The 26,237-nt window shown below is 67.2% G+C and carries 25 protein-coding genes; 11 read left to right on the forward strand and 14 right to left on the reverse strand.

Translation table 11 applies throughout. The features are described 5' to 3' along the window. The first annotated feature begins 3 nt into the window (after window positions 1-3). From HWX25_RS17565 to HWX25_RS17575, 3 genes are all read left to right on the forward strand, one after another. A complete protein-coding gene (locus HWX25_RS17565; protein ID WP_175909394.1) occupies window positions 4-3,177 on the forward strand; it encodes a multidrug efflux RND transporter permease subunit in 3,174 nt (1,057 codons plus the stop codon). Next, complete coding sequence (locus HWX25_RS17570; protein WP_175909396.1) at window positions 3,174-4,670, forward strand: efflux transporter outer membrane subunit; 1,497 nt, start codon at window positions 3,174-3,176, stop codon at window positions 4,668-4,670. The genes HWX25_RS17565 and HWX25_RS17570 overlap by 4 nt, the downstream gene beginning before the upstream one ends. Window positions 4,671-4,991: 321 nt before the next feature. After that, window positions 4,992-6,509 carry a cytosine permease gene (locus tag HWX25_RS17575; RefSeq protein WP_244138778.1) on the forward strand — a complete coding sequence of 506 codons (1,518 nt, stop codon included), beginning with the start codon at window positions 4,992-4,994 and terminating at the stop codon, window positions 6,507-6,509. 138 nt (window positions 6,510-6,647) lie between these two features. On the opposite strand, the gene HWX25_RS17580 is transcribed toward HWX25_RS17575, so the two are convergent. Both HWX25_RS17580 and HWX25_RS17585 read right to left on the reverse strand, forming a co-directional pair. Further along, window positions 6,648-7,403, reverse strand: a complete 756-nt coding sequence (locus tag HWX25_RS17580; RefSeq protein ID WP_059691849.1) for a glucose 1-dehydrogenase — start codon at window positions 7,401-7,403, stop codon at window positions 6,648-6,650. Between the two features lie 40 nt (window positions 7,404-7,443). After that, a complete protein-coding gene (locus HWX25_RS17585) occupies window positions 7,444-7,977 on the reverse strand; it encodes a VOC family protein (protein WP_175909400.1) in 534 nt (177 codons plus the stop codon). 189 nt (window positions 7,978-8,166) lie between these two features. Between HWX25_RS17585 and HWX25_RS33740 the strand changes: the two genes are divergently transcribed. Both HWX25_RS33740 and HWX25_RS17590 read left to right on the forward strand, forming a co-directional pair. Further along, entirely contained in the window at window positions 8,167-8,292 is a 126-nt protein-coding gene (locus HWX25_RS33740; RefSeq protein ID WP_279610119.1) for a hypothetical protein, read from the forward strand. A 233-nt stretch (window positions 8,293-8,525) separates the two neighbouring features. Then, window positions 8,526-9,137 (forward strand): cysteine hydrolase family protein, encoded by a 612-nt coding sequence (locus tag HWX25_RS17590; RefSeq protein WP_175909402.1) that lies wholly within the window; start codon window positions 8,526-8,528, stop codon window positions 9,135-9,137. A 163-nt stretch (window positions 9,138-9,300) separates the two neighbouring features. Here the strand turns inward: HWX25_RS17590 and HWX25_RS17595 are convergent, their stop codons facing one another. Further along, complete coding sequence (locus tag HWX25_RS17595) at window positions 9,301-9,777, reverse strand: nuclear transport factor 2 family protein (protein ID WP_175909404.1); 477 nt, start codon at window positions 9,775-9,777, stop codon at window positions 9,301-9,303. Between the two features lie 253 nt (window positions 9,778-10,030). Here HWX25_RS17595 and HWX25_RS17600 point away from each other — a divergent pair, with 253 nt between their 5' ends. Continuing rightward, window positions 10,031-10,417, forward strand: a complete 387-nt coding sequence (locus HWX25_RS17600) for a helix-turn-helix domain-containing protein (protein WP_059526520.1) — start codon at window positions 10,031-10,033, stop codon at window positions 10,415-10,417. Between the two features lie 285 nt (window positions 10,418-10,702). On the opposite strand, the gene HWX25_RS17605 is transcribed toward HWX25_RS17600, so the two are convergent. Further along, on the reverse strand, window positions 10,703-11,077 hold the full coding sequence (locus HWX25_RS17605) for a YXWGXW repeat-containing protein (protein WP_082725381.1): 375 nt from the start codon (window positions 11,075-11,077) through the stop codon (window positions 10,703-10,705). A gap of 565 nt (window positions 11,078-11,642) precedes the next feature. Between HWX25_RS17605 and HWX25_RS17610 the strand changes: the two genes are divergently transcribed. Then, window positions 11,643-12,725: a porin gene (locus HWX25_RS17610; protein WP_059698265.1), complete on the forward strand. Its 1,083-nt coding sequence runs from the start codon at window positions 11,643-11,645 to the stop codon at window positions 12,723-12,725. Between the two features lie 168 nt (window positions 12,726-12,893). Here the strand turns inward: HWX25_RS17610 and HWX25_RS17615 are convergent, their stop codons facing one another. Beyond that, a complete protein-coding gene (locus HWX25_RS17615) occupies window positions 12,894-13,292 on the reverse strand; it encodes a GreA/GreB family elongation factor (RefSeq protein ID WP_059526516.1) in 399 nt (132 codons plus the stop codon). A gap of 513 nt (window positions 13,293-13,805) precedes the next feature. Here HWX25_RS17615 and HWX25_RS17620 point away from each other — a divergent pair. Continuing rightward, entirely contained in the window at window positions 13,806-14,135 is a 330-nt protein-coding gene (locus HWX25_RS17620; RefSeq protein ID WP_059526514.1) for a DUF4148 domain-containing protein, read from the forward strand. Between the two features lie 153 nt (window positions 14,136-14,288). On the opposite strand, the gene HWX25_RS17625 is transcribed toward HWX25_RS17620, so the two are convergent. Next, a complete protein-coding gene (locus HWX25_RS17625) occupies window positions 14,289-14,750 on the reverse strand; it encodes a CBS domain-containing protein (RefSeq protein ID WP_059468448.1) in 462 nt (153 codons plus the stop codon). Between the two features lie 177 nt (window positions 14,751-14,927). Here HWX25_RS17625 and ribA point away from each other — a divergent pair, with 177 nt between their 5' ends. Both ribA and HWX25_RS17635 read left to right on the forward strand, forming a co-directional pair. After that, window positions 14,928-15,578: a GTP cyclohydrolase II gene (ribA, locus tag HWX25_RS17630; protein WP_059819351.1), complete on the forward strand. Its 651-nt coding sequence runs from the start codon at window positions 14,928-14,930 to the stop codon at window positions 15,576-15,578. Window positions 15,579-15,841: 263 nt separating this feature from the next. Further along, window positions 15,842-16,411, forward strand: a complete 570-nt coding sequence (locus HWX25_RS17635) for a GNAT family N-acetyltransferase (RefSeq protein ID WP_244138779.1) — start codon at window positions 15,842-15,844, stop codon at window positions 16,409-16,411. A gap of 576 nt (window positions 16,412-16,987) precedes the next feature. Here HWX25_RS17635 and HWX25_RS17640 read toward each other — a convergent pair. The 3 genes from HWX25_RS17640 to HWX25_RS17650 form a co-directional block, all read right to left on the reverse strand. Further along, a complete protein-coding gene (locus HWX25_RS17640) occupies window positions 16,988-17,749 on the reverse strand; it encodes a hypothetical protein (RefSeq protein WP_175909408.1) in 762 nt (253 codons plus the stop codon). A 51-nt stretch (window positions 17,750-17,800) separates the two neighbouring features. Beyond that, window positions 17,801-18,409, reverse strand: coding sequence for an acyl-homoserine-lactone synthase (locus HWX25_RS17645; RefSeq protein ID WP_059526508.1), 609 nt, complete (start codon window positions 18,407-18,409; stop codon window positions 17,801-17,803). A gap of 209 nt (window positions 18,410-18,618) precedes the next feature. After that, window positions 18,619-19,062: a DUF4902 domain-containing protein gene (locus tag HWX25_RS17650; protein WP_175909410.1), complete on the reverse strand. Its 444-nt coding sequence runs from the start codon at window positions 19,060-19,062 to the stop codon at window positions 18,619-18,621. A 73-nt stretch (window positions 19,063-19,135) separates the two neighbouring features. On the opposite strand from HWX25_RS17650, the gene HWX25_RS17655 reads away from it, so the two are divergent. Next, window positions 19,136-19,855 carry an autoinducer binding domain-containing protein gene (locus tag HWX25_RS17655; RefSeq protein WP_175909412.1) on the forward strand — a complete coding sequence of 240 codons (720 nt, stop codon included), beginning with the start codon at window positions 19,136-19,138 and terminating at the stop codon, window positions 19,853-19,855. A 46-nt stretch (window positions 19,856-19,901) separates the two neighbouring features. Here the strand turns inward: HWX25_RS17655 and HWX25_RS17660 are convergent, their stop codons facing one another. From HWX25_RS17660 to HWX25_RS17680, 5 genes are all read right to left on the reverse strand, one after another. Continuing rightward, on the reverse strand, window positions 19,902-20,609 hold the full coding sequence (locus HWX25_RS17660; protein WP_059526501.1) for an MgtC/SapB family protein: 708 nt from the start codon (window positions 20,607-20,609) through the stop codon (window positions 19,902-19,904). Window positions 20,610-20,940: 331 nt separating this feature from the next. Next, on the reverse strand, window positions 20,941-22,488 hold the full coding sequence (locus HWX25_RS17665) for a TolC family protein (protein ID WP_059819346.1): 1,548 nt from the start codon (window positions 22,486-22,488) through the stop codon (window positions 20,941-20,943). Next, a complete protein-coding gene (locus tag HWX25_RS17670) occupies window positions 22,475-24,535 on the reverse strand; it encodes an FUSC family protein (RefSeq protein WP_175909415.1) in 2,061 nt (686 codons plus the stop codon). The genes HWX25_RS17665 and HWX25_RS17670 overlap by 14 nt, the downstream gene beginning before the upstream one ends. Continuing rightward, a complete protein-coding gene (mdtN, locus tag HWX25_RS17675; protein WP_175909417.1) occupies window positions 24,516-25,565 on the reverse strand; it encodes a multidrug transporter subunit MdtN in 1,050 nt (349 codons plus the stop codon). The genes HWX25_RS17670 and mdtN overlap by 20 nt, the downstream gene beginning before the upstream one ends. Continuing rightward, a complete protein-coding gene (locus HWX25_RS17680) occupies window positions 25,562-25,855 on the reverse strand; it encodes a hypothetical protein (protein WP_059819343.1) in 294 nt (97 codons plus the stop codon). The genes mdtN and HWX25_RS17680 overlap by 4 nt, the downstream gene beginning before the upstream one ends. Window positions 25,856-26,237 lie beyond the last annotated feature (382 nt).

A 26,237-nucleotide genomic window follows, 5' to 3' on the forward strand; every position in this document is an offset into this window, starting at 1 on the left:
GCGATGGATTTCTCCCGATTCTTCATCGACCGGCCGATCTTCGCGGTCGTGCTGTCGATCGTCATCTTCGCGATCGGCCTGATCTCGATCCCGATGCTGCCGGCCGGCGAGTATCCGGAAGTCGTGCCGCCGAGCGTCGTGGTGCGTGCGACGTACCCTGGCGCGAACCCGAAGGAAATCGCCGAATCGGTCGCCGAGCCGCTGGAAGAAGCGATCAACGGCGTCGAAGGGATCATGTACATGAAGTCGGTCGCGGGCTCGGACGGCAGCCTGCAGGTCGTCGTCACGTTTCTGCAGGGCGTCGATCCCGACACGGCCGCCGTGCGCGTGCAGAACCGCGTGAGCCAGGCGCTGTCGCGTCTGCCCGACGAGGTGCGCCAGTACGGCGTGACCACGCAGAAGCAGTCGCCGACGCCGCTGATGTACGTGAGCCTTTATTCGCCGGACAACAGCCGCGATTCGCTGTATCTGCGCAACTACCTGACGCTGAACGTGAAGGACGAGCTGTCGCGCCTGACCGGCATCGGCGACGTCGGCGTGTACGGCTCCGGCGATTACGCGATGCGGCTCTGGCTCGACCCGAACCGGCTCGCATCGCGCGGGCTGACCGCGAGCGACGTGATCGCCGCGGTGCGCGAGCAGAACGTGCAGGTATCGGCCGGCCAGCTGGGTGCGGAGCCGACGCCGAAGAAGAACGATTTCCTCGTGTCGATCAACGTGCGCGGCCGGCTGCGCACGGTGCAGGAATTCGGCGACATCGTGCTGCGCAATGGCGACGACGGCCAGGTCGTGAAGCTGTCCGACGTCGCGCGCATCGAGCTCGGTGCGGGCGACTACACGCTGCGCTCGTATTTCAACGACCGGCATTCGGCCGTGGTCGGCATCTTCCTGTCACCGGGCGCGAACGCGCTCGACGTCGCGAAGTCCGTGTATGCAAAGCTCGACGAGCTGTCGAAGCGCTTCCCGCCGGGCATCGCGTATCGCCCGGTGTGGGATCCGACCGTGTTCGTGCGCGAATCGATCCGCGCGGTGCAGCACACGCTGATCGAGGCCGTCGTGCTGGTCGTGCTCGTCGTGATCCTGTTCCTGCAGACCTGGCGCGCGTCGATCATTCCGCTCGTCGCGGTGCCGGTGTCGGTGGTCGGCACGTTCGCATGGCTCTACCTGCTCGGCTATTCGATCAATACGCTGACGCTGTTCGGGCTCGTGCTCGCGATCGGGATCGTCGTCGACGATGCGATCGTGGTGGTCGAGAACGTCGAGCGCAACATCGCACAGGGGCTGAGCCCGCGCGACGCTGCACATCAGGCGATGCGCGAGGTGTCGGGGCCGATCGTCGCGATCGCGCTCGTGCTGTGCGCGGTGTTCGTGCCGATGGCGTTCATGTCGGGCGTGACCGGCCAGTTCTACAAGCAGTTCGCGGTGACGATCGCGATCTCGACGGTGATTTCCGCCGTCAATTCGCTCACGCTGTCACCCGCGCTCGCCGCGAAACTGCTGCGCCCGCACGGCGCGCCGAAGGATGCGCTCACGCGTGCGCTCGACCGCGCATTCGGCTGGCTGTTTCATCCGTTCAACCGCTTCTTCGAGCGCAGTTCCGGTCGCTATCACGGCGTCGTCGCGCGCACGCTGAAGCGGCGCGGCGCGGTGTTCGCGGTCTATGCGGCGCTGCTCGCGGCAACCGCGCTGCTGTTCAACGCGGTGCCGGGCGGCTTCATTCCCGTGCAGGACAAGTTGTATCTGTTCGCCGGCGCGAAGTTGCCGGAAGGCGCGTCGCTCGCGCGCACCAGCGCGGTGACCGAGCAGATGACGAAGATCGCGCTCGGCACCGACGGCGTCGAGATGGTGCCGGCGTTCGCCGGCCTGAACGCGCTGCAGGGCGTGAATACACCGAACATCACGAACTCGTACGTAATCCTGAAGCCGTTCGACCAGCGTCACCGCAGCGCCGCGCAGATCAACGCGGACCTGAACGCGCGCTTCGCGGCAATCGGCGGCGGCATCACCTATGCGCTGATGCCGCCGCCGATCCAGGGCCTCGGAAACGGTTCGGGCTACTCGCTGTATCTCGAGGATCGCGGCGGGCTCGGCTACGGCGAATTGCAGAAAGCGTTGACGGCATTCCAGGCCGCGGTCGCGAAGACGCCGGGGATGAGCTACCCCGTCAGCGCGTACCAGGCGAACATCCCGCAGCTCGAGGTGAAGGTCGACCGGCTTAAGGCGAAGGCGCAGGGCGTCGCGCTGACCGATCTGTTCAACACGCTGCAGGTCTATCTGGGCTCGATGTACGTGAACGACTTCAATGCATTCGGCCGCGTGTACCGCGTGATGGCGCAGGCCGATGCCGGTCACCGGCAGACGGCCGCCGACATCGCGAACCTGCGCACGCGCAACGCGAAAGGCGAGATGGTGCCGATCGGCTCGATGGTGACGGTCGCACCCGCGTACGGCCCGGATCCGGTCGTCCGCTACAACGGCTATCCGGCCGCGGACCTGATCGGCGACGCGGACCCGAAGGCGATGTCGTCGTCGCAGGCGATCGCGAAGCTGCAGCAGATCGCGAAAGACGTGCTGCCGCCGGGCATCACGCTCGAATGGACCGACCTCAGCTACCAGCAGGTCACGCAGAGCAACGCGGCGATCGTCGTGTTTCCGCTCGCGGTGATGCTCGTTTTCCTGGTGCTCGCGTCGCTGTACGAAAGCTGGACGCTGCCGCTCGCGGTGATCCTGATCGTGCCGGTGTGCATGTGCGCGGCGTTGTTCGGCGTATGGCTGTCCGGCGGCGACAACAACGTGTTCGTGCAGGTCGGTCTCGTCGTGCTGATGGGTCTCGCGTGCAAGAACGCGATCCTGATCGTCGAGTTTGCGCGCGAGCTCGAAATCCAGGGCAAGGGCGTGATCGACGCGGCGTTGGAGGCGTGCAGGCTGCGGTTGCGGCCGATCGTGATGACGTCGGTCGCGTTCATCGCGGGCTCGGTGCCGCTGCTGGTCGGCAGCGGCGCGGGCAGCGAGGTGCGCGCGGCCACCGGCGTCACCGTGTTCGCGGGGATGCTTGGCGTCACGTTGTTCGGGCTGTTCCTCACGCCCGTGTTCTATGTGGCGATCCGCAAGCTCGCGGGCGGCACGCCGGCCGTGTGGAGCGAACAGCATGGCACCCTCGAAGGAGAAAACCGATGAGCGCCGCTTTCCGTCTTTCCGCGCTCGCGATGTCGGTGACGCTTGCCGCGTGCGCGGTCGGCCCCGACTTCAAACGGCCCGACACCGCGGCTGCCGCGCGCTTCGCACGCGACGCGCATCCGGCCACGCAGGATGCGTCGTCGCCTGATGCGTCGGCGGCTGCCGATGCCACATTCTGGCGCGGCTTCGGCGACCCGGCGCTCACGCAGTTGATCGACGCGGCGCTCGCGGCGAACCAGGACCTGCAGGTCGCCGTATCGCGCTACGACGCATCGAACGCGCTGCTGTCGCAGGCCACGTTCGACCGCTATCCGACGATTACCGCGAGCGGCCGGATCGGCCACCAGCTGATGAGCAAGGACCAGGCGTTCGGCGCGCCGCGCAGCCAGCGCGATACGCCGATCTCCAATGTCGGGATCAACGCGGCGTGGGAACTGGACCTGTTCGGCCGCGTGCGCCGGTCGATCGAGTCGCAGCGCGCGGAAACGGCCGCGAGCGCGGCCGACGTACGCGCGGTGCGTGTCGCGATCGCGGGCGAGGTCGCGAGCACGTACGTGGATCTGCGCGGCTCGCAGGAGCGGCTGCGGATCGCACGCGAGAACGCCGACAACCAGAAGCAGACGCTCGCGCTGATCAATGCGCGCGTCGGCGCGGGGCGCGGTTCCGAACTCGATGCGGCGCGGGCGCGCGCGCAGTTCGAATCGACGACGTCGCGGATCGCCGTGTACGAAGCGGCGATCGGCGTCGACGAGCACCGGCTCGCGGTGTTGACCGGACAGACGCCGGATGCGCTGATCGGCCGGTTCGACGTGCCGAACGCCGACGCATCGAAAGGCACGCCAGTGCCGCTGCCGGCGCTTGCCGTCGACATCGATCCCGGCACGCCGGGCGACCTGCTGCGCAGGCGCCCCGACGTCGCGGCCGCCGAGGCGCGGCTGCATGCGGCGACCGCGCGGGTCGGCGTCGCGACGGCCGACTTGTTTCCGCGCTTCACGCTGTCGGGGCTGCTCGGCAGCGCGACGAGCAGCTATGGGTTCTTCCGTGCGGGCAGTGACACGAACCTGATCGCGCTCGGCGTCGACTGGTCGTTCCTCGACGTCGGCCGCGTGCGCGCGCGGATCGCGGCGAGCGACGCTGAGGCGGCCGGCCAGCTCGCGCAATACCGTCAGACCGTGCTCGGCGCACTGGAGGAAACCGAGAACGCGCTGCTGCGTGTCGCCCGCACGCGGGACGAGACCGCCCACCTCGTGCGGGCGGCGGACGACAGCGCACGCGCGGCGCAGCTCGCGCAGACGCGCTTCTCGGCGGGCGCGATCGACTATTACGAAGTGCTCGACGCGCAGCGGACGCTGCTGCAGGCGCAGGACGCGGCGGCCGACGGGCGGGTGCGCAGCGCGGCGTCGACGGTCGCGCTGTACAAGGCGCTCGCGGGCGGCTGGCCGGCGGGAACGGCGCAGGCCGCACCGGGGCCGCTCGCGCGATCGGTGCAGTAGCACGCCGGGCCGCGCGGCGGGCGGGCGCGGTGCGTCTGCCCGCCGTTCAGCAGGAGTGAGCGCCGGGCTGTGGTTCCGCTGTCTGCTGGCGGCGGCCCCGCGCTTCGCCGTCGTACCTGCCTTGCATCGCCCGCACCGCATGCGCGGCGCGGCACGCGGCCGATTTCCGGCCGCGAAACATTGTTCTCCTTCGTCGTAAACGTCTTGAATGCGTGATATTTGCGCCGCCCGATCCGGTTTAGAGTGGCCGCAAATTGATGACGATGTGTCGTATGGCCGAAGTCGCAGGCCGTACCGATGCACCAGAGGAGTTGGAGACAAATGGCTGAAGGCAGGATTACGCAAGTTGAATCGTTCGGTTTCGAGCGGATTCCCGACGCATCGCGCTATGCACGTCCGATCGATCTGTTCCGGTTGCTGTTCGGCGGCTGCAATACGTTTTCCACGTCGGTGCTCGGCAGCTTCCCCGTGCTGGTCGGGCTGTCGTTCAAGGCGGGCGTATGCGCGATCGTGCTCGGCGTGCTCGCCGGCACCTGCATCCTCGCGCCGATGAGCCTGTTCGGTCCGCGCAACGGTACGAGCGACCCCGTGTCGTCCGGCGCGCATTTCGGCATCCACGGCCGGATCGTCGGTTCGTTTCTCGCGCTGCTCACGTCGATCGCGTTCTTCTCGCTCGCGGTGTGGAGTTCCGGCGACGCGCTCGTCGGCGGCGCGCACAACATGGTCGGCGTGCCGGTCAACGGCTTCACGCTCGGCGCCGCGTACATGGTGTTCGCGGTGCTCGTGCTGATCGTCTGCGTCTACGGCTTTCGCTTCATGCTGTGGGTCAACAAGATCGCCGTGTGGGCGGCGAGCCTGTTGTTCGTCGCCGGCCTGTTCGCATTCGCGGGGATGTTCGACATGAACTACGCGGGCACGCTGGGCCAGGGCAGTGCGGGTTTCTGGGCCGCGTTCGTCGGCGCGGTGCTGGTCGCGTTGAGCAACCCGGTGTCGTTCGCGTCGACGCTCGGCGACTGGGCGCGCTACATCCCGCAACAGACGCCGAAGCGGCACGTGATGGGCGCAGTGTTTGCCGCGCAGATCGCGACCTTCGTGCCGTTCTTCTTCGGCCTCGCGACCGCGACGATCATCGCGTCGAAGGCGCCCGCGTTCATCGCGTCGAACGACTACGTCGGCGGGCTGCTCGCCGTGTCGCCGCGTTGGTTCCTGCTGCCGATGTGCCTGATCGCGATCATCGGCGGGATGTCGACCGGCACGACCGCGCTGTACGGCACGGGCCTCGACGTGTCGAGCATGTTTCCGCGCATCCTGAACCGTGTGCGTGCGACGCTGCTGATCGGCACGATCGCGATCGCGTTCATCTTCGTCGGGCGTTTCTGGTTCAACCTCGTCGAAAGCGTCGCGACGTTCTCGACGCTGATCGACACGTTCAGCTGCCCGTGGATGGCGATCATGGTGATCGGCTACGTGACGCGTCGCGGCTTCTATCTCGCCGACGACCTGCAGGTATTCAATCGCGGGCTGCGCGGCGGCCACTACTGGTTCACGCGCGGCTGGAACCTGCGCGCGATGGGCGCGTGGCTGCCGGCGGCGTTCATCGGGCTGTCGTTCGTGAATCTGCCGGGCCAGTTCGTCGGGCCGCTCGGCGCCCTGGCGGGCGGGCTCGATCTCAGCGTGCCGGTGTCGTTGCTGGTCGGCGGATTGCTGTATTTCGTGCTGCTGACGGTGCATCCGGAAGCGGACGGCGTGTACGGTCCGAACGGACGCTTCCTGGTGCGCGGCCGCGGGCAGGCGGCGCGTGCTGTCGGCGCGCCGGCGATCCAGCCGAAGGGGTATTGAGCGCCGCATCGTTGGCTGCTTCGTTTCGGAAATCATCGTGCCGCGGCGCGGGGAAGCCGCCGGCGGCATGGTCGTTTTCGGACGCGAGCTGGTCGGTGCGGATGGGCGGCCGGACCTGCCCGTCGACCCCGCCGCGGATCAGTGGAACGTGCTGCCCGCGAGCATTCCGCCGTCGACGATGAATTCCGAGCCCGTGCAATACGCGGATTCGTCGGACGCGAGAAACAGCACGAGGCTCGCCACTTCGTCGGGTTTGCCGATGCGCGCGATCGGCAGCCCGCTGTAGATCGACGACGGGTCGAAATCGGCGTATTCCGGCGGGCGTGCCATCACGGTGTCGATGCCGCCCGGATGGACCGAGTTCACGCGGATTCCATAGCGGCCGAACTCGAGCGCGGCGGCCTTCGTCATCCCGCGCACGGCGAACTTGCTCGACACATACGCGCTGCCGCCGGCCACGCCTTCCATCCCGGCCGTCGACGACACGTTGACGATCGAGCCGCCGCCCGCGTCCTTCAGCGCGGCCAATGCCGATTTCATGCCGAGCCAGCAGCCGACCTGGTTCACGTCGATCACCCTGCGATAGTCGTCGAGCGAACAGGACTCGATCGGCACGAGCTTCAGGATCGCCGCATTGTTCACGAGGACGTCCAGCCGGCCGAAGTGCGCGAGCGTCGCGTGAACGGCGGTGTGCCAGTCGTCTTCGTTCGTCACGTCGAGATGCTGGTAGCGTGCGGCGTCGCCGAGTTCGGCCGCGACGCGTTGGCCGGCGTCGTCCAGCACGTCGGCGATCACCACGCGTGCGCCTTCGGCGACGAACCGGCGTGCCTCCGCCTCGCCCTGGCCGCGGGCACCGCCCGTGATCAGCGCCACCTTGCCTTCGAGTCGTTTCATCGTGTTGCTCCAGTGAGTGAAGGGGGACGCACGAGCCCGCTCATGCGGCGGCCGGCGCGTCGATGATGCGGACCGGATCGGCGCCATCCCATGCGCGTGCTTCGGCGATGCCGCGCGCGATCATGTCGCGCATGCCGGCGCCTTCGATCACTTCGACGCGCACGCCGGGATCGTCGGCGTCGTCGAGGTAGGTGACGCGCGTGGCCGGATTGCGCGCTTCGAACACGACGCGCAGGCCGCGCGACGTGAGCCGCGCCACCGCGGCATCGAGATCGTCGATCACCCATGCGACGTGATGCAGGCCCGCGAGCGGTTGCCCGTGCGCGTCGCGGTATGGCGACGGCGCATCGTTCGTCACGTGGATCAGTTCGATCTGCACGTCGCCGAGATACGCGAGCCCGACATCCATCGTGACCGTCACAGCTTCACCGAGGTAGCGGCCGTCGAGACGCACGTCGCGGAACACGGTCCACGGGCCCGCGTCGTGGCGGGCGCGCCAGCGCGCGATGCTGCGGTCGAGATCGGCGACCACATAGCCGATCTGGTCGACGGGGCCGAGGACGGGGGCGTTCATGATGTCTCCGTGGCGGGGGCGCGAGCGTGCGCGGCGCCGTTCGATGCGGCATGCGGCGTGCGACGAATGACGGCCATGATGGCAATAAACCTTGCGCTTCGTGCCATCCAAACGGACTAGCCGCGGGGACGCGGCGCGGTGGGGGAGAAGCGAGTGGGCGCGTCTGCGCATTGTCGCGCGTTCGGGGCCTTGACCGTCAGCCGGCAGTTTTCGGGCGAGCCGCTCACGAACCTGCTGCCCGTATTCGGCGAGACCGGGCTGTTGTGGATCGGCGGCTCGGGCTTCCCGCTCAGCTTCGTGATGATGGTGCGCTGAGGACGCGCGGCCGCGTTGTCGCAGACGGCTGTGTGCAGGTTGGCCCGATCCTGTCGGACGTTGTCCTGCGGGCCGCTGTCGCGCGGGGCCGCACGGCACGACACTGGCGCCTCGCGGTCACGGCAGGCCAGCCCACGCACGGTGGCGACCTGCCGCAAGGCTGCGTGCGGTGGCGCGGGCCTTGCCGGGCCGCCGTTTCGTTCGATGTGCCAACCTTGAGTAGAGAGCGACCCATGCAACATCCGACCATCCGTACCCTGGCCGGCGCGAGCGCGCCGACGTCGATCGACGCCGCCCGCACCGCGCTGCTGGTGATCGATTTCCAGAACGAATATTTCAGCGGCCGCCTGCCGATTCCGGAAGGGCCGCGCGCGCTGGGCAATGCGCGACGCGTGATCGCGTTCGCCGATCGCGCCGGCATCCCGGTATTCCACGTCCAGCACGTCGGCGCTGCCGGCGGCCCGCTCTTCGCCGACGGCAGCGACGGCTTCCGCTTTCATGCGGACCTGCAGCCGGCGCCGCATCACGCGGTCGTGAAGAAGACGTCGGTGAGCGTGTTTCCGACGACGGACCTCGACGCGCGCCTGAAGGCGGCCGGCATCGACACGCTGATCGTCACCGGGCTGATGACGCATGCGTGCGTCGCCGGCGCGGCCCGCGATGCCGTGCCGCTCGGCTACGCGGTGATGGTCGTCGACGACGCGTGCGCGACGCGCGACCTCGATGTCGCGGACGGCGGCACGGTGCCGCACCGCGACCTTCACCGCGCCACGCTGGCAGCGCTGTCGGACACGTTCGGCGACGTGCTGACGACCGGGCAGGTGCTCGCGCTTGACGTCGCCTGATGCGCGCGGCCGGGCTCGAGCCGTGCGCGGCCGCGCGCAAGCGGACGACGGCCCTGGCGAGGTCGGACGGGCGTGGCGGCGAAGCCCGATGTAGGGGCGTTTGCGCGTGTCGGGCAGCGTCGTGTCGCGAGGTCGGCCGAGCATCGGTCCACGGCCCGCCCGATCAGAACATCGTGTTCGCGTTCGCGGTCTTTTCGGGCACCGACTGGATCACGTCCCAGTGCTCGACGATCTTGCCGTCCTTCACGCGGAAGATGTCGACCACCGCGTCGCCGCGATCGCCCGGCCGCTCGGTCGCATGCACATGCAGATAGACGAGGTCGCCATCGGTCGAGCTGCGGACGATCTGCGCGCGTGATTCGGGGTTCTTCTGAAACGCGCCGACGAAGTACGACACGAACGGCTTCTTGCCGTCGGGCACGTGCGGGTTGTGCTGCTTGTAGTCGTCGGCGACGACGGCGGCAGCCTCGACCGCTTCGTGCTTGTTGAAGAAGCGGTCGTAGAACGTCAGCACGAGCTGGCGGTTGGCTTCCTCGGCGGCCAGGTCGCGCGTGACATGACCGGCGGCCGGCGCGGCGGTCGATGCGACAAGCAGGACGAACGCGGCAACGGCGCGGACGGGGGAGCGGAGCGGTGACATGTGGCGGGTTCCTTGTCTGGGGGTTCGTGGGTGGGCGCACGGTGCGCGACCGCGGATGACGCCGATCGTCATCATCGGCGGGCGAAGGAGTGCCGACTGTGCGCATCCGTATGCTTCGCAGAACTTGAAAATCCGTGCGGCCATCGGGTCGATCGAATGGTACAGTTGCCGCGAACCCGTCACAAGAAGTCACCGCGGAGTGAGCAGGTCACGCCGCGGTGACCGTGCATCGCCCGTGAAAGAGAATCCCGTCATGCCGTTTACGTCCGCCGACGAATCTGTCGAACTCGATCAGCCGTGCCCGATCCGCGATGTGCTTGATCGCATCGGCGACCAATGGAGCCTGCTCGTGCTCGAGGCGCTGTCCGGCGGCACGATGCGTTTCAATGAACTCGCCCGCGCGATCGGCGACGTATCGAAGCAGATGCTGTCGCGCACGCTCAAGCGGCTCGAGCAGGACGGCTTCGTCAGCCGCACGCTGTATGCCGAGGTGCCGCCGCGCGTCGAATATGCGCTGACGGACCTCGGGCGTTCGTTCCTGACGCCGATGGACGCGATGATTCGTTGGGCCGACGAACATCATCGTGCGATATGCGCCGCACGTCGCCGCGCATGCGAGCTGGAGAGCAACGGGCGTTGAGCGGAGTGCGGGCGTGTGGCGATCCGCGACTGTATGCGTGTGTTGCGGCAGCATCAGATGATTTCGTTATCCGAATGTCTTGAGCGAATTGCTCCCGCATGCGGCGTCGCGAAGGGGCCGACGCACGCGCGGCGATCGGCGTATGACGGATATGAACTGTCGTGGCGGGGCGATCCGCCTCCGCTTGGTCGGTCGGTCGATTCGTATGCAGGACGGCGCGACGTGTCGATCGACAAGGCCGTGGAAGCAGCGGCACTGCGCCGGCCGATGGCCGGCGCGGGCGACTTATCGCCAGGTGCCGTCGACGTAGACCCACACTCGCCCCTGGCGACGCCAGTATCCAGGCACCCACCTGCGCCCGGGGCGACGAGCGACCCAGCGTCCGGGCACCCATATATAGCGACCGCGCTGCCAGCGCCAGTAGCCGTCGGTCCAGATATAGCCATGCGGCCGCGGCGGCGGTGGCCGGCGATCATGTCGCAGTGCGGGCGGCGCGAAGCCCGGGCGATCGGAATAAGGCGGCCTGCCGGGGCCTGGAGGCGGCCCGGGAGGCCGATACCCGGGCGGTGCGGGTTGGGCCGAGGCGGTGCGCAGCCAACCGCCGGTGGCGGCGACGGCGGCGGTCAGTCCGATGGCGCGCAACAGCGAGCGTCGATTCATGGCGAGTCCTCTATCTAATAGGTATTCGGGCTGCCTTACGTTAGCTGGCTGGTCGCGGGGCCGGGTTACGCGGGGCGTTAAGGCTGTTACCGCATGTCACGACGACCTGCGGGCAGCCGTTGCCGTCCCTGTTGGACCGCCGCGTGTTTACAGTTCGGTCGCAGCGTTTTAGGCGGGTAGGCCCAATATTTGAGACTGATTCGGGTAAAAATTACCGGTTTTGCGTGGTTCCATCGATTCCGTTTGTTGTTTCTATGCAACCGTCAAGACGATGACATGAAAGAATGGTGCGATGAAAGCCTCCAAAAAGCATCCGTCAATCAGTCAAAAAAATACGTTAAAACAAATACTTATAAGGTGAGCCCGCTTTCATTATTTCTAGTTCTGGAAAAGCTTATTTCTTTATTTGCAGATCGCGCCCCTAGGGTACACCCCTAAACTCACGGTTCCCAAACGGGCAACTATCCGGGCGCGGCCAGAAGGACCGATGGCGCTCCCGGGCGGTTGCAGACCGTTTATGAACAAGGTCGCGAGACCTGCCTCTTTTTAGAAGGGAGCTCCACGAATGAACAAGACTCTGATCGTTGCAGCAGCTGCAGCATCGTTCGCTACCGTCGCTCACGCGCAAAGCAGCGTCACGCTGTACGGCGTGCTGGACGCAGGCATCACCTACCAAAGCAACGTCAACGGCAAGTCGCTGTGGTCGATGGGCTCGGGCATCGACCAGAGCCGTTTCGGCCTGCGTGGCTCGGAAGACCTCGGTGGCGGCCTGAAGGCAATCTTCACGTTGGAAAGCGGCTTCGGCATCGGTAACGGCAAGCTGGGCAACAACGGCGGCATGTTCAACCGTCAAGCATTCGTTGGCCTGTCGAGCCAATACGGCACGGTCACGCTGGGCAAGCAGTACGACGCAACGCAAGACTACCTGGCGCCGCTGACGGCAACAGGCACGTGGGGCGGCACGTACTTCGCGCACCGCGGCAACAACGACCGCCTGAGCACGAACGGCGACGTCGCACTGAACAACTCGGTCAAGTTCACGAGCGCTAACTACGCTGGCCTGCAGTTCGGCGGCACGTACTCGTTCTCGAACAACCAGAACTTCGGCAACAACCGTGCTTACAGCGGCGGTCTGTCGTACCAGTTCCAAGGCCTGAAGCTGGGTGCAGCGTACTCGCAAGCCAACCTCGGTGACGGTACCAACGCCAACGGCGCGACGAACATCGCTTCGCAAGGCCGTATCCGTACGTACGGTGCTGGTGCTGGCTACGCATTCGGCCCGGCACAAGTCGGTGCTGCATGGACGCAATCGCGTATCGATAACGTCCCGGGCCTGACCGGCGCGTTCCGCACGGACAACTACGAAGTCAACGCAAAGTACAACCTGACGCCGGCTCTCGGCCTGGGCGCAGCTTACACGTACACGAACACGAAGGTCGACGGTGGCAGCTCGCACTGGAACCAGTTCGGCGTGCAAGCTGACTACTCGCTGTCGAAGCGCACGGACGTGTACGCACAAGCTGTGTACCAGCGTGGTGCGAAGGGCAACGCGATCGGCACGTCGATCTACAACGGCGACAACACGACGCCGGCAAGCTCGTCGATCAACCAAACCGCAGCAACGGTTGGTCTGCGTCACCGCTTCTAAGCGTGACGGCTGGGTAACCAGCTACGCAGCATCGAAAAAGGCGCCTTCGGGCGCCTTTTTTTCGCATGTGAAATACGATGACGATAATCCGGATCGTTGGGATGCAAAAAAGCGAGGCACAGGCCTCGCTTTTTGCATTCCGCGCAGGTGTTGCGCTTGATCCGTGGATCAGCGCGTGTATTCGCCGTTGGCTTCCGGTTGAAACACGATCGCCGCGACCTTCATCAGCTTTTCAGCGCCGCTCGGCTGCAGCACCTTCACCAGCTGGCCGCGTTGCGTGCCCAGCAGCGCCATGCCGACCGGCGAGAACACGTTCAGGCGCCCGAGTTCGAGATTGGCTGCATCCGGATAAACAATCGTCCAGGTGGCCTGTTCCTGGGACGCTTCGTCGAGCAGTGTGATCTGCGAGTTCATCGTGACGACGTTCGACTTGATGGCGTCGGGCTGCACGATGTCCGCGCGCTCGAGCAGCGTGTCGAGCATCGTCTGGAAGCGCGGGTTGTGTTCGGCGTGCTTCTCGAGACGAGCGACGTCGAGTTCGGTCAACTGATAAAGGCGTTGTTTCATGGCAGTTCTCCAAATGATCGGCATGGGGCAGGCGTGGCGTGCCTATGGGGATCGCCCGGAGCCTGTCTGACCTGGCTCCGGGAGGAGGCCGTGCTGTCAGATCAGGCGCCGGGCAGGGGCGAGCGGTGCCTGGGCCGTGCGTCGAAGGCAGGGGTGCGCCGGGTGGCCGGCGCGCGCACGCACGCCGGACGGGCCGGACGGCGAAACCGAAAGAGGCGTGGGCGCGTGCATGGTGAATGGGGTATCGACAGGCGAATAAAACCTTTCGATTCTACAACACAACCTTCCGGGTCGGTGATCAGGCTGTCGGCTTTTCGTCAGGAATTGTTGTGGAAATGATTGAAGTAATCGCGATCTTGCGCGAGGGCACCGGTCTATTTTTTCCGAAAATGCAACGCTGTATGTTCAAACCAAGGGTTTCCCCTTGGTATCGCGAGCACTACACTTGATCCATCGCTTCAGACAGTCCAGCCGGAAGCGACGCCAAAAGAGAACATATTTCGGAGGTCCATCATGAAGTCGATCATCTACGCAGCGATCGCTGCATCCGTCCTTGCCGCCCCGATCGCATCGTTCGCGCAGTCCGAGCAGGGCTTGACCCGCGATCAGGTCCGGGCCGAACTCGTGCAACTCGAACAGAACGGCTACAAGCCGCTCGCGAGCGACGCGCAATATCCGCAGAACATCCAGGCCGCAGAACAACGGAGCCAGCCGAATCAGCCGATGCTCGCCCAAGCCGACACGAGCGGCTATGGTGCGGTGGCGACGGGCGCAGGCCAGTCGGGCCGCCGCATGACGCGTGAAGCCCCGAATCCCGTGAACTCGGTCTACTTCGGCAACTGAATATCCCCGGGTCTGCCCGCGCATAGCATGTGACCGACGGGGCGCGCGCCACTCGCGCGCGTCCGCGTCAGCAGAGCAGAACCTCCGTCGCCGCATTCCGGCGGCTTTTCCGCCCAGACGCTCGCGCGTTTGGGCCTTTTTTGCTGGGATGGGTCAGGCGGACGTGACCGTCGGTGTGCCGTGGATGTAGTGTTCGAGCTGGCTGATCGTGAATTGCTGGTCGGCAATCACACTCTTCACGAGGTCGCCGATCGAGATCAGGCCGATGAGCTTGCCGTCCTGCAGGACGGGCAGGTGGCGCATCCGGTGTTCGGTCATCAGCGCCATGCACTCGTCGGTGGATTGCGACGGCTCGACGTAGCGCACCTTGGCCGTCATGATTTCCTCGACGCGGGTGGCCTTCGACGAACGGTCCTGCAGCACGACCTTGCGCGCGTAATCGCGCTCGGTGACGATGCCCGCGATGTCGTCGCCGTCCATGACCAGCAATGCGCCGATTCCCTTTTCCGCCATCAGCTTGATGGCGTCATAGACGAAATCGGCTTTCGTGACGGTGTAGATCGTGCGGCCGGAATCCGGCTTGGCTTTGAGAATTTGCGCGACAGTCGTGCTCATTTGCTTTCTCCGTGTGCGGGACGATGCAGGGAAGGCAGGGCGTGATGCGCGGCACCCGACGGGCCCAGTATAGCCGGGCCCGTTGCGGCAGTCGCGTGACGTTTCCAGATTAGCGGTAAACTCCGGTAACGCACCATCCACACAATTCCTACATTCCTGATCGTTTCGATTGAATTCATGATGTCTTCGCGTCCCCAATCGCCCACGCCGGGCAATGGCCAGGCCGACGAGTGCGTGACGCTCGTCGCCACGGCGTCGCTGCCCACGCGCTACGGTACGTTCACGTCGTACGCCTTCCGCGTATCGGGCAGCGATGCCGAACATCTCGCGCTCGTGATGGGTGACGTCACCGGCGAACAGTCCGTGCTGACGCGGCTTCATTCCGAATGCCTGACCGGCGACGTGTTCGGTTCCTACCGCTGCGATTGCGGCGAGCAACTCGACCTCGCGCTGCGTTACATCGCGGCGGAAGACCGCGGCGTGCTGCTTTATTTGCGCGGCCACGAAGGGCGCGGCATCGGCCTGAGCAACAAGATCCGTGCATACGCGTTGCAGGAGCAGGGGCGCGACACCGTCGAGGCAAATCTCGACCTCGGCTTGCCCGACGACGCCCGCGAATACGACTCGGCCGCAGCGATCCTCCGGATCCTCGGCGTGACGTCGGTGCGACTGATGAGCAACAACCCGAAGAAATTCGATACGCTCGTGAAGCACGGCATTCCCGTCTGCGAACGCGTGGCGCTCGCGGTACCCGTGCGCGAGGAAAACGAGCGTTACATCCGGACCAAGCAGGCGAAGTTTGGGCATTACTTCGAGGAAAACGAGTAATCGCATTCGACGCGCTGGCGCCTGCGCGCGGGCGTCGTGCGCTCGTTCGGCGAACGACGGGCGGGACGACGCGTCGCGCTGCATTCAATTCCTGTCGCCGGTTCTTGCGGCCGTCGACGTTCCTTGCCGGCGCAGGTGGCGCTCGTGATTGACTCGTCTCGCCGCTGCGCCTTCGGGCGTGTTCTTTCGCTGCGAGAATTGCGTGCGCACGGCCCGGCGCATCCCGTGCCTCCTGCATATCCCGATCTCGGTTGAACCGGCCAGTGAAGATTGAAACCGAACGTTTGACTTTGCGTCGCTGGCGACCGGACGATGCCGGTGCGCTGGCTGCGATGCATGCGGATCCCGATGTGACCGCGTGGCTCGCGCGTGGCCCGATGTCCGTCGATGAGGCGGCGGCCACCATCGTGCGCTTCGAAGCGCATTTCGATGCGCACGGTTTCGGTGTGTGGGCGATCGAGCGTCGTGCGGATGGCGCGTTGATCGGGCTCTGCGGTTTGTCGCGCGAAGTTCGCGACGAGCACCCGATGGCGCCGTGTGTCGAGATCATATGGCGCCAGGCCCGATCATCGTGGGGGCATGGCCATGTTGGCGAAGCGGCCGCCGCGGTATTGGCCGACGGATTCGGCCGGATCGGGCTCGGCGAAATCTTCGCGTGGACGGCCGCCGCCAACTTGCGATCGCGGCACGTGGCGCAGCGGCTCGGGATGGCGCCACAGCCCTTGCGCGATTTCGATCATCCTGCGTTGCCGAGGGGACATGCCTTGCGGCAGCATGTGGTGTTCGTCAAGCACGCAACGTCCGTTCGTCTCGACGGCCACGTCAGCACATAACGGCCCGGGCATCTGCGCCCGTCAGCGCCACTCCGCGTTCTGCAGCGCGATCCGGTAGCCGCCCGCGTCCTCGAACGCCTGTCTGGATGCATCCAATACAGATTGAATGACGCCCACTCGCATGAAGCTGTGCGCGGCGGCGCATGCGCGTGCATCCAGACATCTCGAACGCGTCACGGTGGACGGGCAATACACCGGTGGGCGTGCATGACGACATCGGCTATATGTAAGCCGTTCGCCGATGGTAAGCCGCTGGGGTAGGCCCGCGCGTACTGGTAGCGGATGATAGGGCGCTTTGATGCGGCCCTCATAAATCACGCAGGCAAGAAAAAGCCCGCTACTGGAGCGGGCTGAATCCATGTTTGGAGACATGGAGGAGACGGATGTAACTTTAAGGGAAAACCCGAGGGCTGGCAAGCCCTAGTTGTAATTGTGCAACGCAGCGCTGCCGGGCCTTCCCGACAAGGGTGGAGTGGCGCGCCATACAGCCCTTGCGGGTATCCCGCAGTGTCCTGCCGAAAAAACGACGTCCCTCGGTGCGGCGGCCTTCGCGTAACCGCGAAGCCGCCGGCGCATTCACATTCCGCCCGCCCGCGCGTGCGCGGCAAACGCGCCGAACCGCTCCTGCGCGACCGGCACCGCGTACTTGTCGCGCATTTCCGTCTCGATCCACGCGCAGGCCTCTCGCGCGCAGTCGGTCAGCGCGTGCCGCGTCGTGTGTCCGTCGATGTCGTAGACGAAGCGCACGCCCACCTCATCGTCGGTGACTTGCCGCTGCAGCTGCTTGAGTTGCAATTGCGGCCCGTGCCGTTGCGACAGCGCGCGCAGCTCATCGAAGTGATATTCGAGCCAGTCGGCGAAGAACAGCGCATCGCTGTGGCAGCGCAGACGGAACGCCGCACTGCGCGACGGACGCTGCGCGGCGCCGCCGACGGCCTGGGGCTCGCCGTTCGGCGCCATGGCCGCATCGACGGGCGCAAGCGGCTGCCCGATCTGCCGGTATGGTTCGCGGTCGCGCAGCGCGTGCCACAGCAGTTCGTCGCCGGCGGCCCCGGACGGCTGCATCGTCAGGTCGTGCCGGCCGTCGCCGACAGCAGCGACGTCGCGGATCACGAGGCGCAGCGAGCAGAGCGGCTCGTCCGCAACCAGCAGCGTCGCCGCGCGCGGCAACCCGCACACGAGCGGTGCGGCGCCGGCCGCCCGGAACACGAGCCCGTGGCGATCGAGCCGCACGAGCGGAAGCGGCCGCGGAAACGACGGGTAGGTGACTGCGATGCGGGCGCCGCCGGCACCCGTCAACCCGGGCATCATCGCGCGAAAGACCTGAGACTGGTCCACGTGGTTCTCCTTCGTTACGATGCCGCCCGGCCGGACTACGCGCGTTCCGGCTCAGGCGGCGATGGCCTGCCGGGTGGCCCGTCCCGGCTCGATTCCAAGTGCGGCAAACGTTTGCGGATCGATATCGATCCAGCACGCGACAACCAGACGACCGTCCACCGGTTTCGGGGGACCTGCCCGGTGCGCGTGCACGCCGATCCGGCGGAACAGCCTTTCCATGCTCGCGAACGTCACGCCGATCAGCTGCCGCGCGCCCAGTTGCGCCGCGCATTCGACGACCGCGGCGAGCATCGGGCGGACGGCCCACTCGGCATTGCCCGGACCGCCTTCGTCGCCGGTCGCCGCGAACCGCGACAGCTCCCAGACGGCTGCCGATTGCGGCAGCGCGACGTCGTCGGCGATCAGGTCGGCGAACAGCGACTTCAGCAGATACGGGCGCGTGGTCGGCAACAGGCGCGCACATCCGCACACTTCGCCGCCAGCGTTTCTCGCGAACACGTAGACGGTATCGTCGCGATCGAACTGGTCGCGTTCGAAACTTTCGTTCGCCGACGGAAGCGCCCAACCGAGCTGCTCGACGAACACGCGGCGCCGATAGCGCCCGAGATCCGCTGCAAGTTCGTGTGGCAACCGCCCTTCCTCGTGAACGAAGGTCCGCATGGTGTCCTCGGATCTGTACTTTGGTATGCACGCATTACATCGCGCGTCCCGAGGGGGCGGTAACTGGTAACTCTTACAGGGTGAGGGGAGGCCGATACCATTCGACCGGTGGTATCGGTTTCTTGATCGGCGGGATTGAAATACGGGCGGCTTTTGCTTATAAAGAGCGCCAGTCTTGCGGAAATGTCAGAGGAAAGCGCGGCCGGTTGTCACTGGAGCGTGGGACCGGCATGATAGGCGTCGTTGCGACCGAGCAGCGACGACGCGACCGCGGCCGGCCAGTCGACGTGTACGAGCCGCGCGGCGAGCACGGCGGCGGTGCGAAACATGCCGAGGTCGGCGCCGGTGGCATCGACGGCCATGATGTTGCTGCGAACGTCGCCGCCCGCGATCACGAACGCGCCCGTCGCGCGCTCGAGATACCAGTCCCAGCCGACCGTCAGGTATGCGACGCCGGCACTGGCCGGGCGATGCCATTCGGTATAGCCGGCCAGGCGCGCGTCGATGGCGCTGTCGCGCAGTTCCGCGAGCAGCGATGCATCGAGGCCGCTTGCGACGTGGTCGAGCACGAGCCCGGCCAGTGCACTTTCGGACAGGCGCACGTAGCCGTCCGGAGACGGGCCGCGGACCGGATGCAACAAAGGTGAAGTCATGCGCGGAATGTATCAGCCCCGAACCGGTGCTGGCACCTGACAGGTATGACAGCGTAACGTTGTCGGAGAACGAATGGAACTGCGCTGGCAGGATGCCTACCAACAATTCAGCGCCGCGGAAGACGAGCAGCAGCTCTTCCAGCGGATCGCCGCTTATTCTAAACGCCTCGGCTTCGAATATTGCTGTTACGGCATTCGCGTGCCGCTGCCGGTGTCGAAGCCGGCCGTCGCGATCTTCAATACTTATCCGGACGGCTGGATGGCGCACTATCAGGCGCAGAACTACATCGAGATCGATTCGACGGTTCGCGACGGCGCGCTCAGCACCAACATGATCGTCTGGCCGGACGTCGACCGGATCGATCCGTGCCCGCTGTGGCAGGACGCGCGCGATTTCGGGCTGTCGGTGGGCGTCGCGCAGTCGAGCTGGGCGGCGCGCGGCGCATTCGGGCTGTTGAGCATCGCGCGTCATGCGGACCGGCTCACGCCGGCCGAGATCAACATGCTGACGCTGCAGACCAACTGGCTCGCGAACCTGTCGCATTCGCTGATGAGCCGCTTCATGGTGCCGAAGCTGTCGCCCGAGTCGAGCGTCACGCTGACCGCGCGCGAGCGCGAGGTGCTGTGCTGGACGGCCGAAGGGAAGACCGCGTGCGAGATCGGCCAGATCCTCTGCATCTCGGAGCGCACGGTCAACTTCCACGTGAACAACATCCTCGAGAAACTCGGCGCGACCAACAAGGTCCAGGCGGTCGTCAAGGCGATCGCGGCCGGACTCATCGATACACCCTGACCCGGCGCTGGCGGCGGGGCGGTCGTGTCGCGTCGGCGGCCGCCGCTCACTCCATCATCGGCTCCGCTTCCTTCGCGGTCCAGCTCACGCTGGAAATGCTCTTCTCCATGCTCATCCGGCTCGCGATCTGCTCGAGCTTCTGCTGATCCTTCGGGTGCAGCTTCAGCGTCGCGGTCACCTTCAGGCGGTCCGGCTGCTCGGGCACGTCCTCGCTCGTCAGGCTCTGGAACGACAGCGGCTTCGCATACATCGCGTTCGACAGCAGCGTGCGGATGTGCACTTCGTCGTCGGCCAGGCAGATCACGGTGATCTGGTATTCGCGCACGAGGTCGGCGTTCGACACGGGGGTCGCGTTGATCGCCTGGCTGACGCCGCGCAGCACCGTGTTGGTGAGCAGCACGACGCCCGTGCCGGCCAGCGCCGGAACGAAGTGACCGGAGCCGGCCAGCACGCCGACGGCGGCCGAGCACCACAGCGTCGCGGCCGTGTTGATGCCCTGGATCGAGCCCTTGTCGCGCATGATCACGCCGCCGCCGAGAAAGCCGACGCCCGACACGACGTAAGCGGCGATCTGCGTGACGCCGGCCACGCCGTTGCCGGTCAGCACGCCGAGCGTGACGAACAGGCAGGCGCCGCTCGCGACGAGCGTGATCGTGCGCAGGCCCGCCGTGCGTTGCCGCATCTGGCGTTCGAGGCCGATCGCGACGCCGCAGGCGAACGCAGTGAAAAGACGGAGTGCGAAATCGAGAGTCATGTTTGTCCTGCCGTGCCAAGTGCGCATGCCGGCCCGCGTCGCGGCGGCGCGAGGCCGAACGCGGCACGATGGCCGTCATCGCGCGGTACTGTACCGCGCGAATGCGTCATTCAGTGTGAAACGGGGGGCGTGCGGGCTCGCGGAACGCGAGCCGCGGCAGGAGAACTGCGTCGGACAGGCGTTCAGGCGGCAAGCGGCGCACGCAACGGAGTGCTGCAACTGTCCACGATGGTTCCTGAAGGAAGAATGGGCGGCATTCTAGTGGCCCGCCCGCGCAGGCGTCAACCCGTCCGGCGGCCGGCCGCGAACGGCCGGTGCGTCACGGCGACGGTCATTGCGACGCGCCGATCGTCCCCGTCGCGAGCGCGAGCGCGGCGGCAGCCGACAGCGCGCCGGCATAGCTGTCGACCTCCGCGTTGCGGGCCGCGAGCAGCTGGCTTTGCGCGATCGTCGCATCGGTGACCGAGCCGACGCCGTTGCGGTACGCGGTCAGGGCCGCGTCGTAGCTCGTCTGCGCGGCATCGACGAGCGCCTTGGCCGCGTCGTGCGACGCGAGGCTCGTCTGCACCGCGTTCTGCGCGGCGACGACCTGGCGGACGGCTTCCTCCTTGGTCCGCGTGAGGCGTGCGGATGCGCTTTGCGCATCGTTGCGCGCCTGCATCAGCACCGCCGAGCGCAGGCCGCCGTCGTACAACGGTATCGTCACGCCGAGGAACACGCCGCCGCCGTAGCGGCTGCCGTTCAGGTTCACGGTCGGCGCCTGGTCGCCGATCGCGGGCAGCGCGGTGATCGCCGTGCCGCCGCTCGCATACGACGTCGACGCCGACAGGAAAATTTTCGGCATGAACGCGGCTTGCGCGGCCTTGATTTTCGCGCGGTTGGCCTGCTCGAGCGCATACGCGCCCTGCAGGTCGGGGCGGCGCGCGATCGCGTCCGACACGATCGCGTCGACCGACGAAGCGAGCGCGGGCGGCAGCGGACGCTTGGGAAGCGCGGCGATCGACGGCTTCGACAGCGGCGAGATGCCGAGCGCGGAAACCAGCGCGAGGTAGCCGTCGCTTTCCGCGCCGTTCGCCTGCACGAGCGCGAGATTTGCCTGCGCACGATTCTGCGTTGCCTGCGCGAGTTCGACGACGGTGCCGACGCCTTGCCTGAGCCGCGCGCGCGACGCCGCGAGGATCGCGTCGGCGTTCACCAGGCCCTGCTGCGCGCTGGCCGCGCGCGAGCGGGCGGCTTCGTAGCGGTAATAGGCGACGGTCACGTCGTGAATCACCTGCTGGTGCACGGCCGTGAACGCGACGTTCGACGCGACCGACGCCTGCTCGGCCGCCTCGACGCGCGCCGCGCGGCCGCCGAAATCGAACAGCAGCCATTGCAGCGACAGCGCCGAGATCGTGCCGTGCACGGTCGTGTTGCTCGACGCGTCGCCGAGGAGCGTCGACGTCGAGCCGTGGCTCGTCTGGTACGCGCCCATCGCGGTCGCGGACAGGTTCGGCAGGTACGCAGCCTTCGCGATGCCGACCGCGAGCGCGGCGTTGCGCGCGTCGTTCCATGCGATGCGGGTCAGCGGGTTCGTCGATTCGGCGAGATCGATCAGCTCGGGCAGCGTGTACGGATGCGCGGTGTCGAGCGCGGCGGGCGGCGACACCGACGCGAGCGCGGGCGAGGCCGGCAGCGTGTAGTCGTGCGGCGCGCGTTGAGCGGAAGCGAGCGGCGGGGCCGGCACGATGTCGCCGGCGGCCGACGTTTGCGGCTGCCACGGGCGGTCGGGTGCCTCCGGCGCCAGGTCGACCGACGACGTGGCGCAACCGGTCAGCGCGATGGCGGTCGCGAGCACGGTGGCGGCGATCGGCGCGGCCGGCGGTTCAGGGACGCGCATGAGGGGCAGACTCCTTCGGGGGGGCTGGACGCGCGGCGTCGGCGATGTGCGCGAGCCGCGTGTCGATCAGGTTGAGCAGCGCGTCGCGTGCAGGATCAGTGGAGGTGGCGGCCGGCGCGATTGCTGCGCCTGCCGTCGACGACGGTGGCGCCGAAGCGGCGTCGGCAATCGGGTCGCCGTCGCGCAGTTCGACCACGCGCGCGAGCCGCGCGCCGATCGCCGCATCGCCTGGCGTGCGTTCGGCGAGCAGGAACAGCGGGCCTTCGAGCGCGCCGAGTTCCGCAAGTGCGCGTCGCCGGGTCGCGAGCCACGCGGCGGCGGGGCGCACCCACGACGGTTCGTAATGGATCAGCCCGAGTTCCTGCGCGATCGCGCCGTGGCGCGCGAAGGCTTCAGCGGCGAGCGTGCGGCGTTCGGCCGGCTGCACGACCTGCGCGATACGGCGCCACTGGTCGAGCAGCGCCGCGAACGCGACATCGATCTGCTTGCCGATGCTGACGGGCCAGATGCGCGTGAACACGAGATACACGACGACGTTGCCGAGCAGGATGCCGATCGTGCGATCGCGCGCGAGCGTGAGGTCGAAGCCGGGGCCTGCGCCCTGGATCACGCACAGGAAGAACGCGAATGCGACCTGGAAGCCCGCGTACGCGATGCGCGGCGAACCGAAGGCGACCCACGCGGACAGCCACGCGCCGACGAACACGAGGGCCATCAGCTCGCCGATCGACGACAGCGCCGGCACGACGAACACGAGCGCCGCGGTCCCGATCAGCGCGCCGACGATGCAGCCGGCGATCCGCAGCGTGAGTTTCTCGACCGTTTCGGCCGTCGAGCCGAGCGACACCATGTAGCAGGTGATGAAGCAGGTGTGGATGCCCGACCAGTCGAGCTGCGAATACAGCAGGTAGCAGAACATCGCCGCGACGGTCGTCTTCAGTGCGTAGCGGATGTGGTCGGGGTTGGTGCGGGCGTCCGGCAGGAAGAAGCCGCCGCGTGGCGCGGGCGGTGCGGCGGGCGCGTTCGTCGGCGAAGCGGATGCGTGGGTCGGTGCCGCGGCCGGTGTAGCCGGAGCGGTCGGCTCGGCGAAATGCGTGACGGCCGCGTGCAGGTCGGTTGCGACGACGCGCGCGAGCGGCGGCAGCGTATCGGCCGGCGGCAGTGCGAGCGTCACGTCGACCGGATAGCCGCCCTGATCGAGGATGCCGGCCATTTCGTCGAGCGTCGCCGCGGCCGGTTCCGCGAATGCGGTGGGCAGCCGCGCGTCCGGTTCCCGGTCGGCGAGCGCGACCGCGACGAGCAGTGCGGTGCTCGATGCGATGGCCTGTCGTAGCGCCGGTGCATCCGCGGCTCGCGTCGAGCCTTCGAGCGTCGACAGCTTGAGCCACGTGAGCAATTGCTTGTCGCCTTCGCGCAGGCTCGCGTCGAAGGCCGTGCGTGCGTCCTCGTCGCCGCGCAGCCGCCGCGCGGCGAGCCGCAGCCGTTTCGCGAGCTGCGCGAGCGCGAGCTTGCGCGGCGACGGCGCGATCAGCAGGTTGACGACGATCGCGACGCCGACCGGAATCGCGACCATCAGCCATGCGTAGAGCAGTGCGCGCGTCGCGGCTTCGCCGACCGGCGCGAGGCCGAGCTCGTCGAGCCCGAAGCCGACGATCATCGCGAGGATCGCGCCGACCGGGCGCAGCTTGCTGGCCGACGTGAGATACAGGAGTCCGACCGACAGCACGGCCATGCACGCGACGCGCAGCACCGAATATTCGATGCTGAAGATCGCGACGCCGATCACGAGCGCGATCACGACCGTGACGAGCAGCAGCATCGCGACCGCGAGCACGACGCTCGTCACGCGGTCGGCGCGATTCAGGAAGAACACCACGTAGGCGGAGATCGCGGCTTCCGGCGTGCCGTAGCCGCTCGTCACGAGCACGACGAGCGCGCAGATCAGCGCGACCCGCACGGCCATCGCGGCGCGCCCCGGAAACGGCGCGAGCAGTCGCAGGACTTCGCGCGGGCCGGGCGAGCGGACTTCAGCGGCAGGCTGAGCCATGCCGGACCTCGACGATCGCGCTCGCGCCGACACGCACGAGCTTGCCGTCGGGTTCGTCGAGCTTCACGCGCACCGGGAAGCGCTGCGCGACGTGCACCCAGTTCACCGAGCGCTGCACGATCGGCAGCGTGCGCGGCAGGTTGATGCGATCGCTGTCCGCGATGCCGGCGCCGATGCCGACGACCTTGCCCGTCAGCGGGCGGCTGCGGTCGATCATCGAATAGACCGTCGCGCAGTCGCCGACCGCGATGCGGTTCAACGACGTTTCGCGGAAATTTCCGACGGCGAACCATTCGCTCGCATCGATCAGCGTGAAGATCGACTGGTTCGGCGCGAGGGTTTCGCCGGCGAGCACGGTCAGGCCCGTCACGAGCCCGTCGTGCGGCGCGCGTACGACCGTATCGTCGAGCGCGTGCTGCGCGCGGGCGAGCGCGGCTTCGCGCGCATGGAGCGTGGCGATCGCGTCGGCGTCGTCGCCGATCGTCTGCGCGGACGAGCGCTGCTGTTCCTGCGCCTGCGCGAGCGACACGGCCGCGTCGCGCTGCCGGACCTTCGCCTGGTCGAACTGCTGCGCGCTGACGTAGCCCTGCGCGGCGAGCGGCGCGAGCCGGTTCACGTCGCGCGTCGCAAGATCGTGATTCTGCGTCGCGCGCTTGACCTGCTCGGCGGCCACGGTCGCGTTCGAGCGCTCGCCGATCAGCGACCGGCGGCGCGTGTCGAGCGACGCACGCGCGAGCTCGAGATCGGCCTGCGCCTGCGCGACCGTCAGCCGGTACGGCACCGGATCGATTGCATACAGCAGGTCGCCTTTCGCGACGCGCTGGTTTTCGTGTACCGCGAGCTGCACGATGCGGCCGCCGACGGGCGACGCGACGTGCACGACGTCGGCGTCGATCGACGCGTCGTCGGTGGACGGGTAGGCCGTCGTGCGGTGGTACGCGTACGCGAGCGCCGCGATGCCGAGCGCGACGATCGCCAGTGCGATCACGCGGCCTTTCGTGGACGGGCGGGCGATGCCGGCGGCCTTCATGCGAACGGCCCCGTGCCGGCGAGCCACACGATCACGGCGACCACGAGCCCGATCGCGGTGCAGACGGCGAGCTGGTAGGGCACCGTGGCGGCCCAGCCGGTCGCGACGAACACGCGGTGCGCGACGATCGCGCCGACGATGCCGACGATCGCGCTGACGAGCCAGAGCGGGAAATACGCGCCGAACAGGACGTACGACGGTGCGCCGCGCGACGTGCAGCCCGCGAGCGGCAGGGCTGGCACCAGGACGGCGGCGACGCGCAGGGGCGCGCGCGGCGTTGTTTTTCTCATGGTGTGACGAGCTCGACGTTGGGGGTGAATGCCGGGCGCGGCGCAATGCGGTGCGTCGCCGCGACGGCGATTCCGCGATACGGAGCCGATCATAAATCAGCGCGATGCGGACCGCCAGCGATGCCCCGCGCACATGTGGCACGCATCGGGCCGCCCGGCGGGCGCTTCGGGACGGTCGATAGCGGTTCGCGATTCTGCCAGCGCATGCGCTGGCAGAGTTGCTGTCGGACTGTAAAGGATCGTCAGACGTAACCGGGTCGATGCCGTTTGCCTGCCGATGAAGAGGGAATCGGCGAGCCGAATGCAGAATTGACGCGTAACCGCGGATGAATCCGCGTTCGGGCCGCGCGGTGCGTCCGCCGTGGCCGTGACCGGTCGTGTC

The sequence above is a fragment of the Burkholderia sp. BCC1640 genome (assembly GCF_902833125.1).
Lineage (GTDB): Bacteria > Pseudomonadota > Gammaproteobacteria > Burkholderiales > Burkholderiaceae > Burkholderia > Burkholderia diffusa.

Bases quoted from the DNA above. Each gene is read 5' to 3' on its own strand.
- HWX25_RS17590 (WP_175909402.1), top strand. From the start codon at position 8,526: ATGCAACATCCGACCATCCGTACCCTGGCCGGCGCGAGCGCGCCGACG.
- HWX25_RS17665 (WP_059819346.1), bottom strand. From the start codon at position 22,488: ATGCGCGTCCCTGAACCGCCGGCCGCGCCGATCGCCGCCACCGTGCTC.
- HWX25_RS17625 (WP_059468448.1), bottom strand. From the start codon at position 14,750: ATGAGCACGACTGTCGCGCAAATTCTCAAAGCCAAGCCGGATTCCGGC.
- HWX25_RS17605 (WP_082725381.1), bottom strand. From the start codon at position 11,077: ATGAATCGACGCTCGCTGTTGCGCGCCATCGGACTGACCGCCGCCGTC.
- HWX25_RS17565 (WP_175909394.1), top strand. From the start codon at position 4: ATGGATTTCTCCCGATTCTTCATCGACCGGCCGATCTTCGCGGTCGTG.
- HWX25_RS17615 (WP_059526516.1), bottom strand. From the start codon at position 13,292: ATGAAACAACGCCTTTATCAGTTGACCGAACTCGACGTCGCTCGTCTC.
- HWX25_RS17620 (WP_059526514.1), top strand. From the start codon at position 13,806: ATGAAGTCGATCATCTACGCAGCGATCGCTGCATCCGTCCTTGCCGCC.
- HWX25_RS17600 (WP_059526520.1), top strand. From the start codon at position 10,031: ATGCCGTTTACGTCCGCCGACGAATCTGTCGAACTCGATCAGCCGTGC.
- HWX25_RS17660 (WP_059526501.1), bottom strand. From the start codon at position 20,609: ATGACTCTCGATTTCGCACTCCGTCTTTTCACTGCGTTCGCCTGCGGC.
- ribA (WP_059819351.1), top strand. From the start codon at position 14,928: ATGATGTCTTCGCGTCCCCAATCGCCCACGCCGGGCAATGGCCAGGCC.
- HWX25_RS17655 (WP_175909412.1), top strand. From the start codon at position 19,136: ATGGAACTGCGCTGGCAGGATGCCTACCAACAATTCAGCGCCGCGGAA.
- HWX25_RS17645 (WP_059526508.1), bottom strand. From the start codon at position 18,409: ATGCGGACCTTCGTTCACGAGGAAGGGCGGTTGCCACACGAACTTGCA.
- HWX25_RS17670 (WP_175909415.1), bottom strand. From the start codon at position 24,535: ATGGCTCAGCCTGCCGCTGAAGTCCGCTCGCCCGGCCCGCGCGAAGTC.
- HWX25_RS17610 (WP_059698265.1), top strand. From the start codon at position 11,643: ATGAACAAGACTCTGATCGTTGCAGCAGCTGCAGCATCGTTCGCTACC.
- HWX25_RS17650 (WP_175909410.1), bottom strand. From the start codon at position 19,062: ATGACTTCACCTTTGTTGCATCCGGTCCGCGGCCCGTCTCCGGACGGC.
- HWX25_RS17585 (WP_175909400.1), bottom strand. From the start codon at position 7,977: ATGAACGCCCCCGTCCTCGGCCCCGTCGACCAGATCGGCTATGTGGTC.
- HWX25_RS17570 (WP_175909396.1), top strand. From the start codon at position 3,174: ATGAGCGCCGCTTTCCGTCTTTCCGCGCTCGCGATGTCGGTGACGCTT.
- HWX25_RS17595 (WP_175909404.1), bottom strand. From the start codon at position 9,777: ATGTCACCGCTCCGCTCCCCCGTCCGCGCCGTTGCCGCGTTCGTCCTG.
- HWX25_RS17580 (WP_059691849.1), bottom strand. From the start codon at position 7,403: ATGAAACGACTCGAAGGCAAGGTGGCGCTGATCACGGGCGGTGCCCGC.
- mdtN (WP_175909417.1), bottom strand. From the start codon at position 25,565: ATGAAGGCCGCCGGCATCGCCCGCCCGTCCACGAAAGGCCGCGTGATC.
- HWX25_RS17575 (WP_244138778.1), top strand. From the start codon at position 4,992: ATGGCTGAAGGCAGGATTACGCAAGTTGAATCGTTCGGTTTCGAGCGG.
- HWX25_RS17680 (WP_059819343.1), bottom strand. From the start codon at position 25,855: ATGAGAAAAACAACGCCGCGCGCGCCCCTGCGCGTCGCCGCCGTCCTG.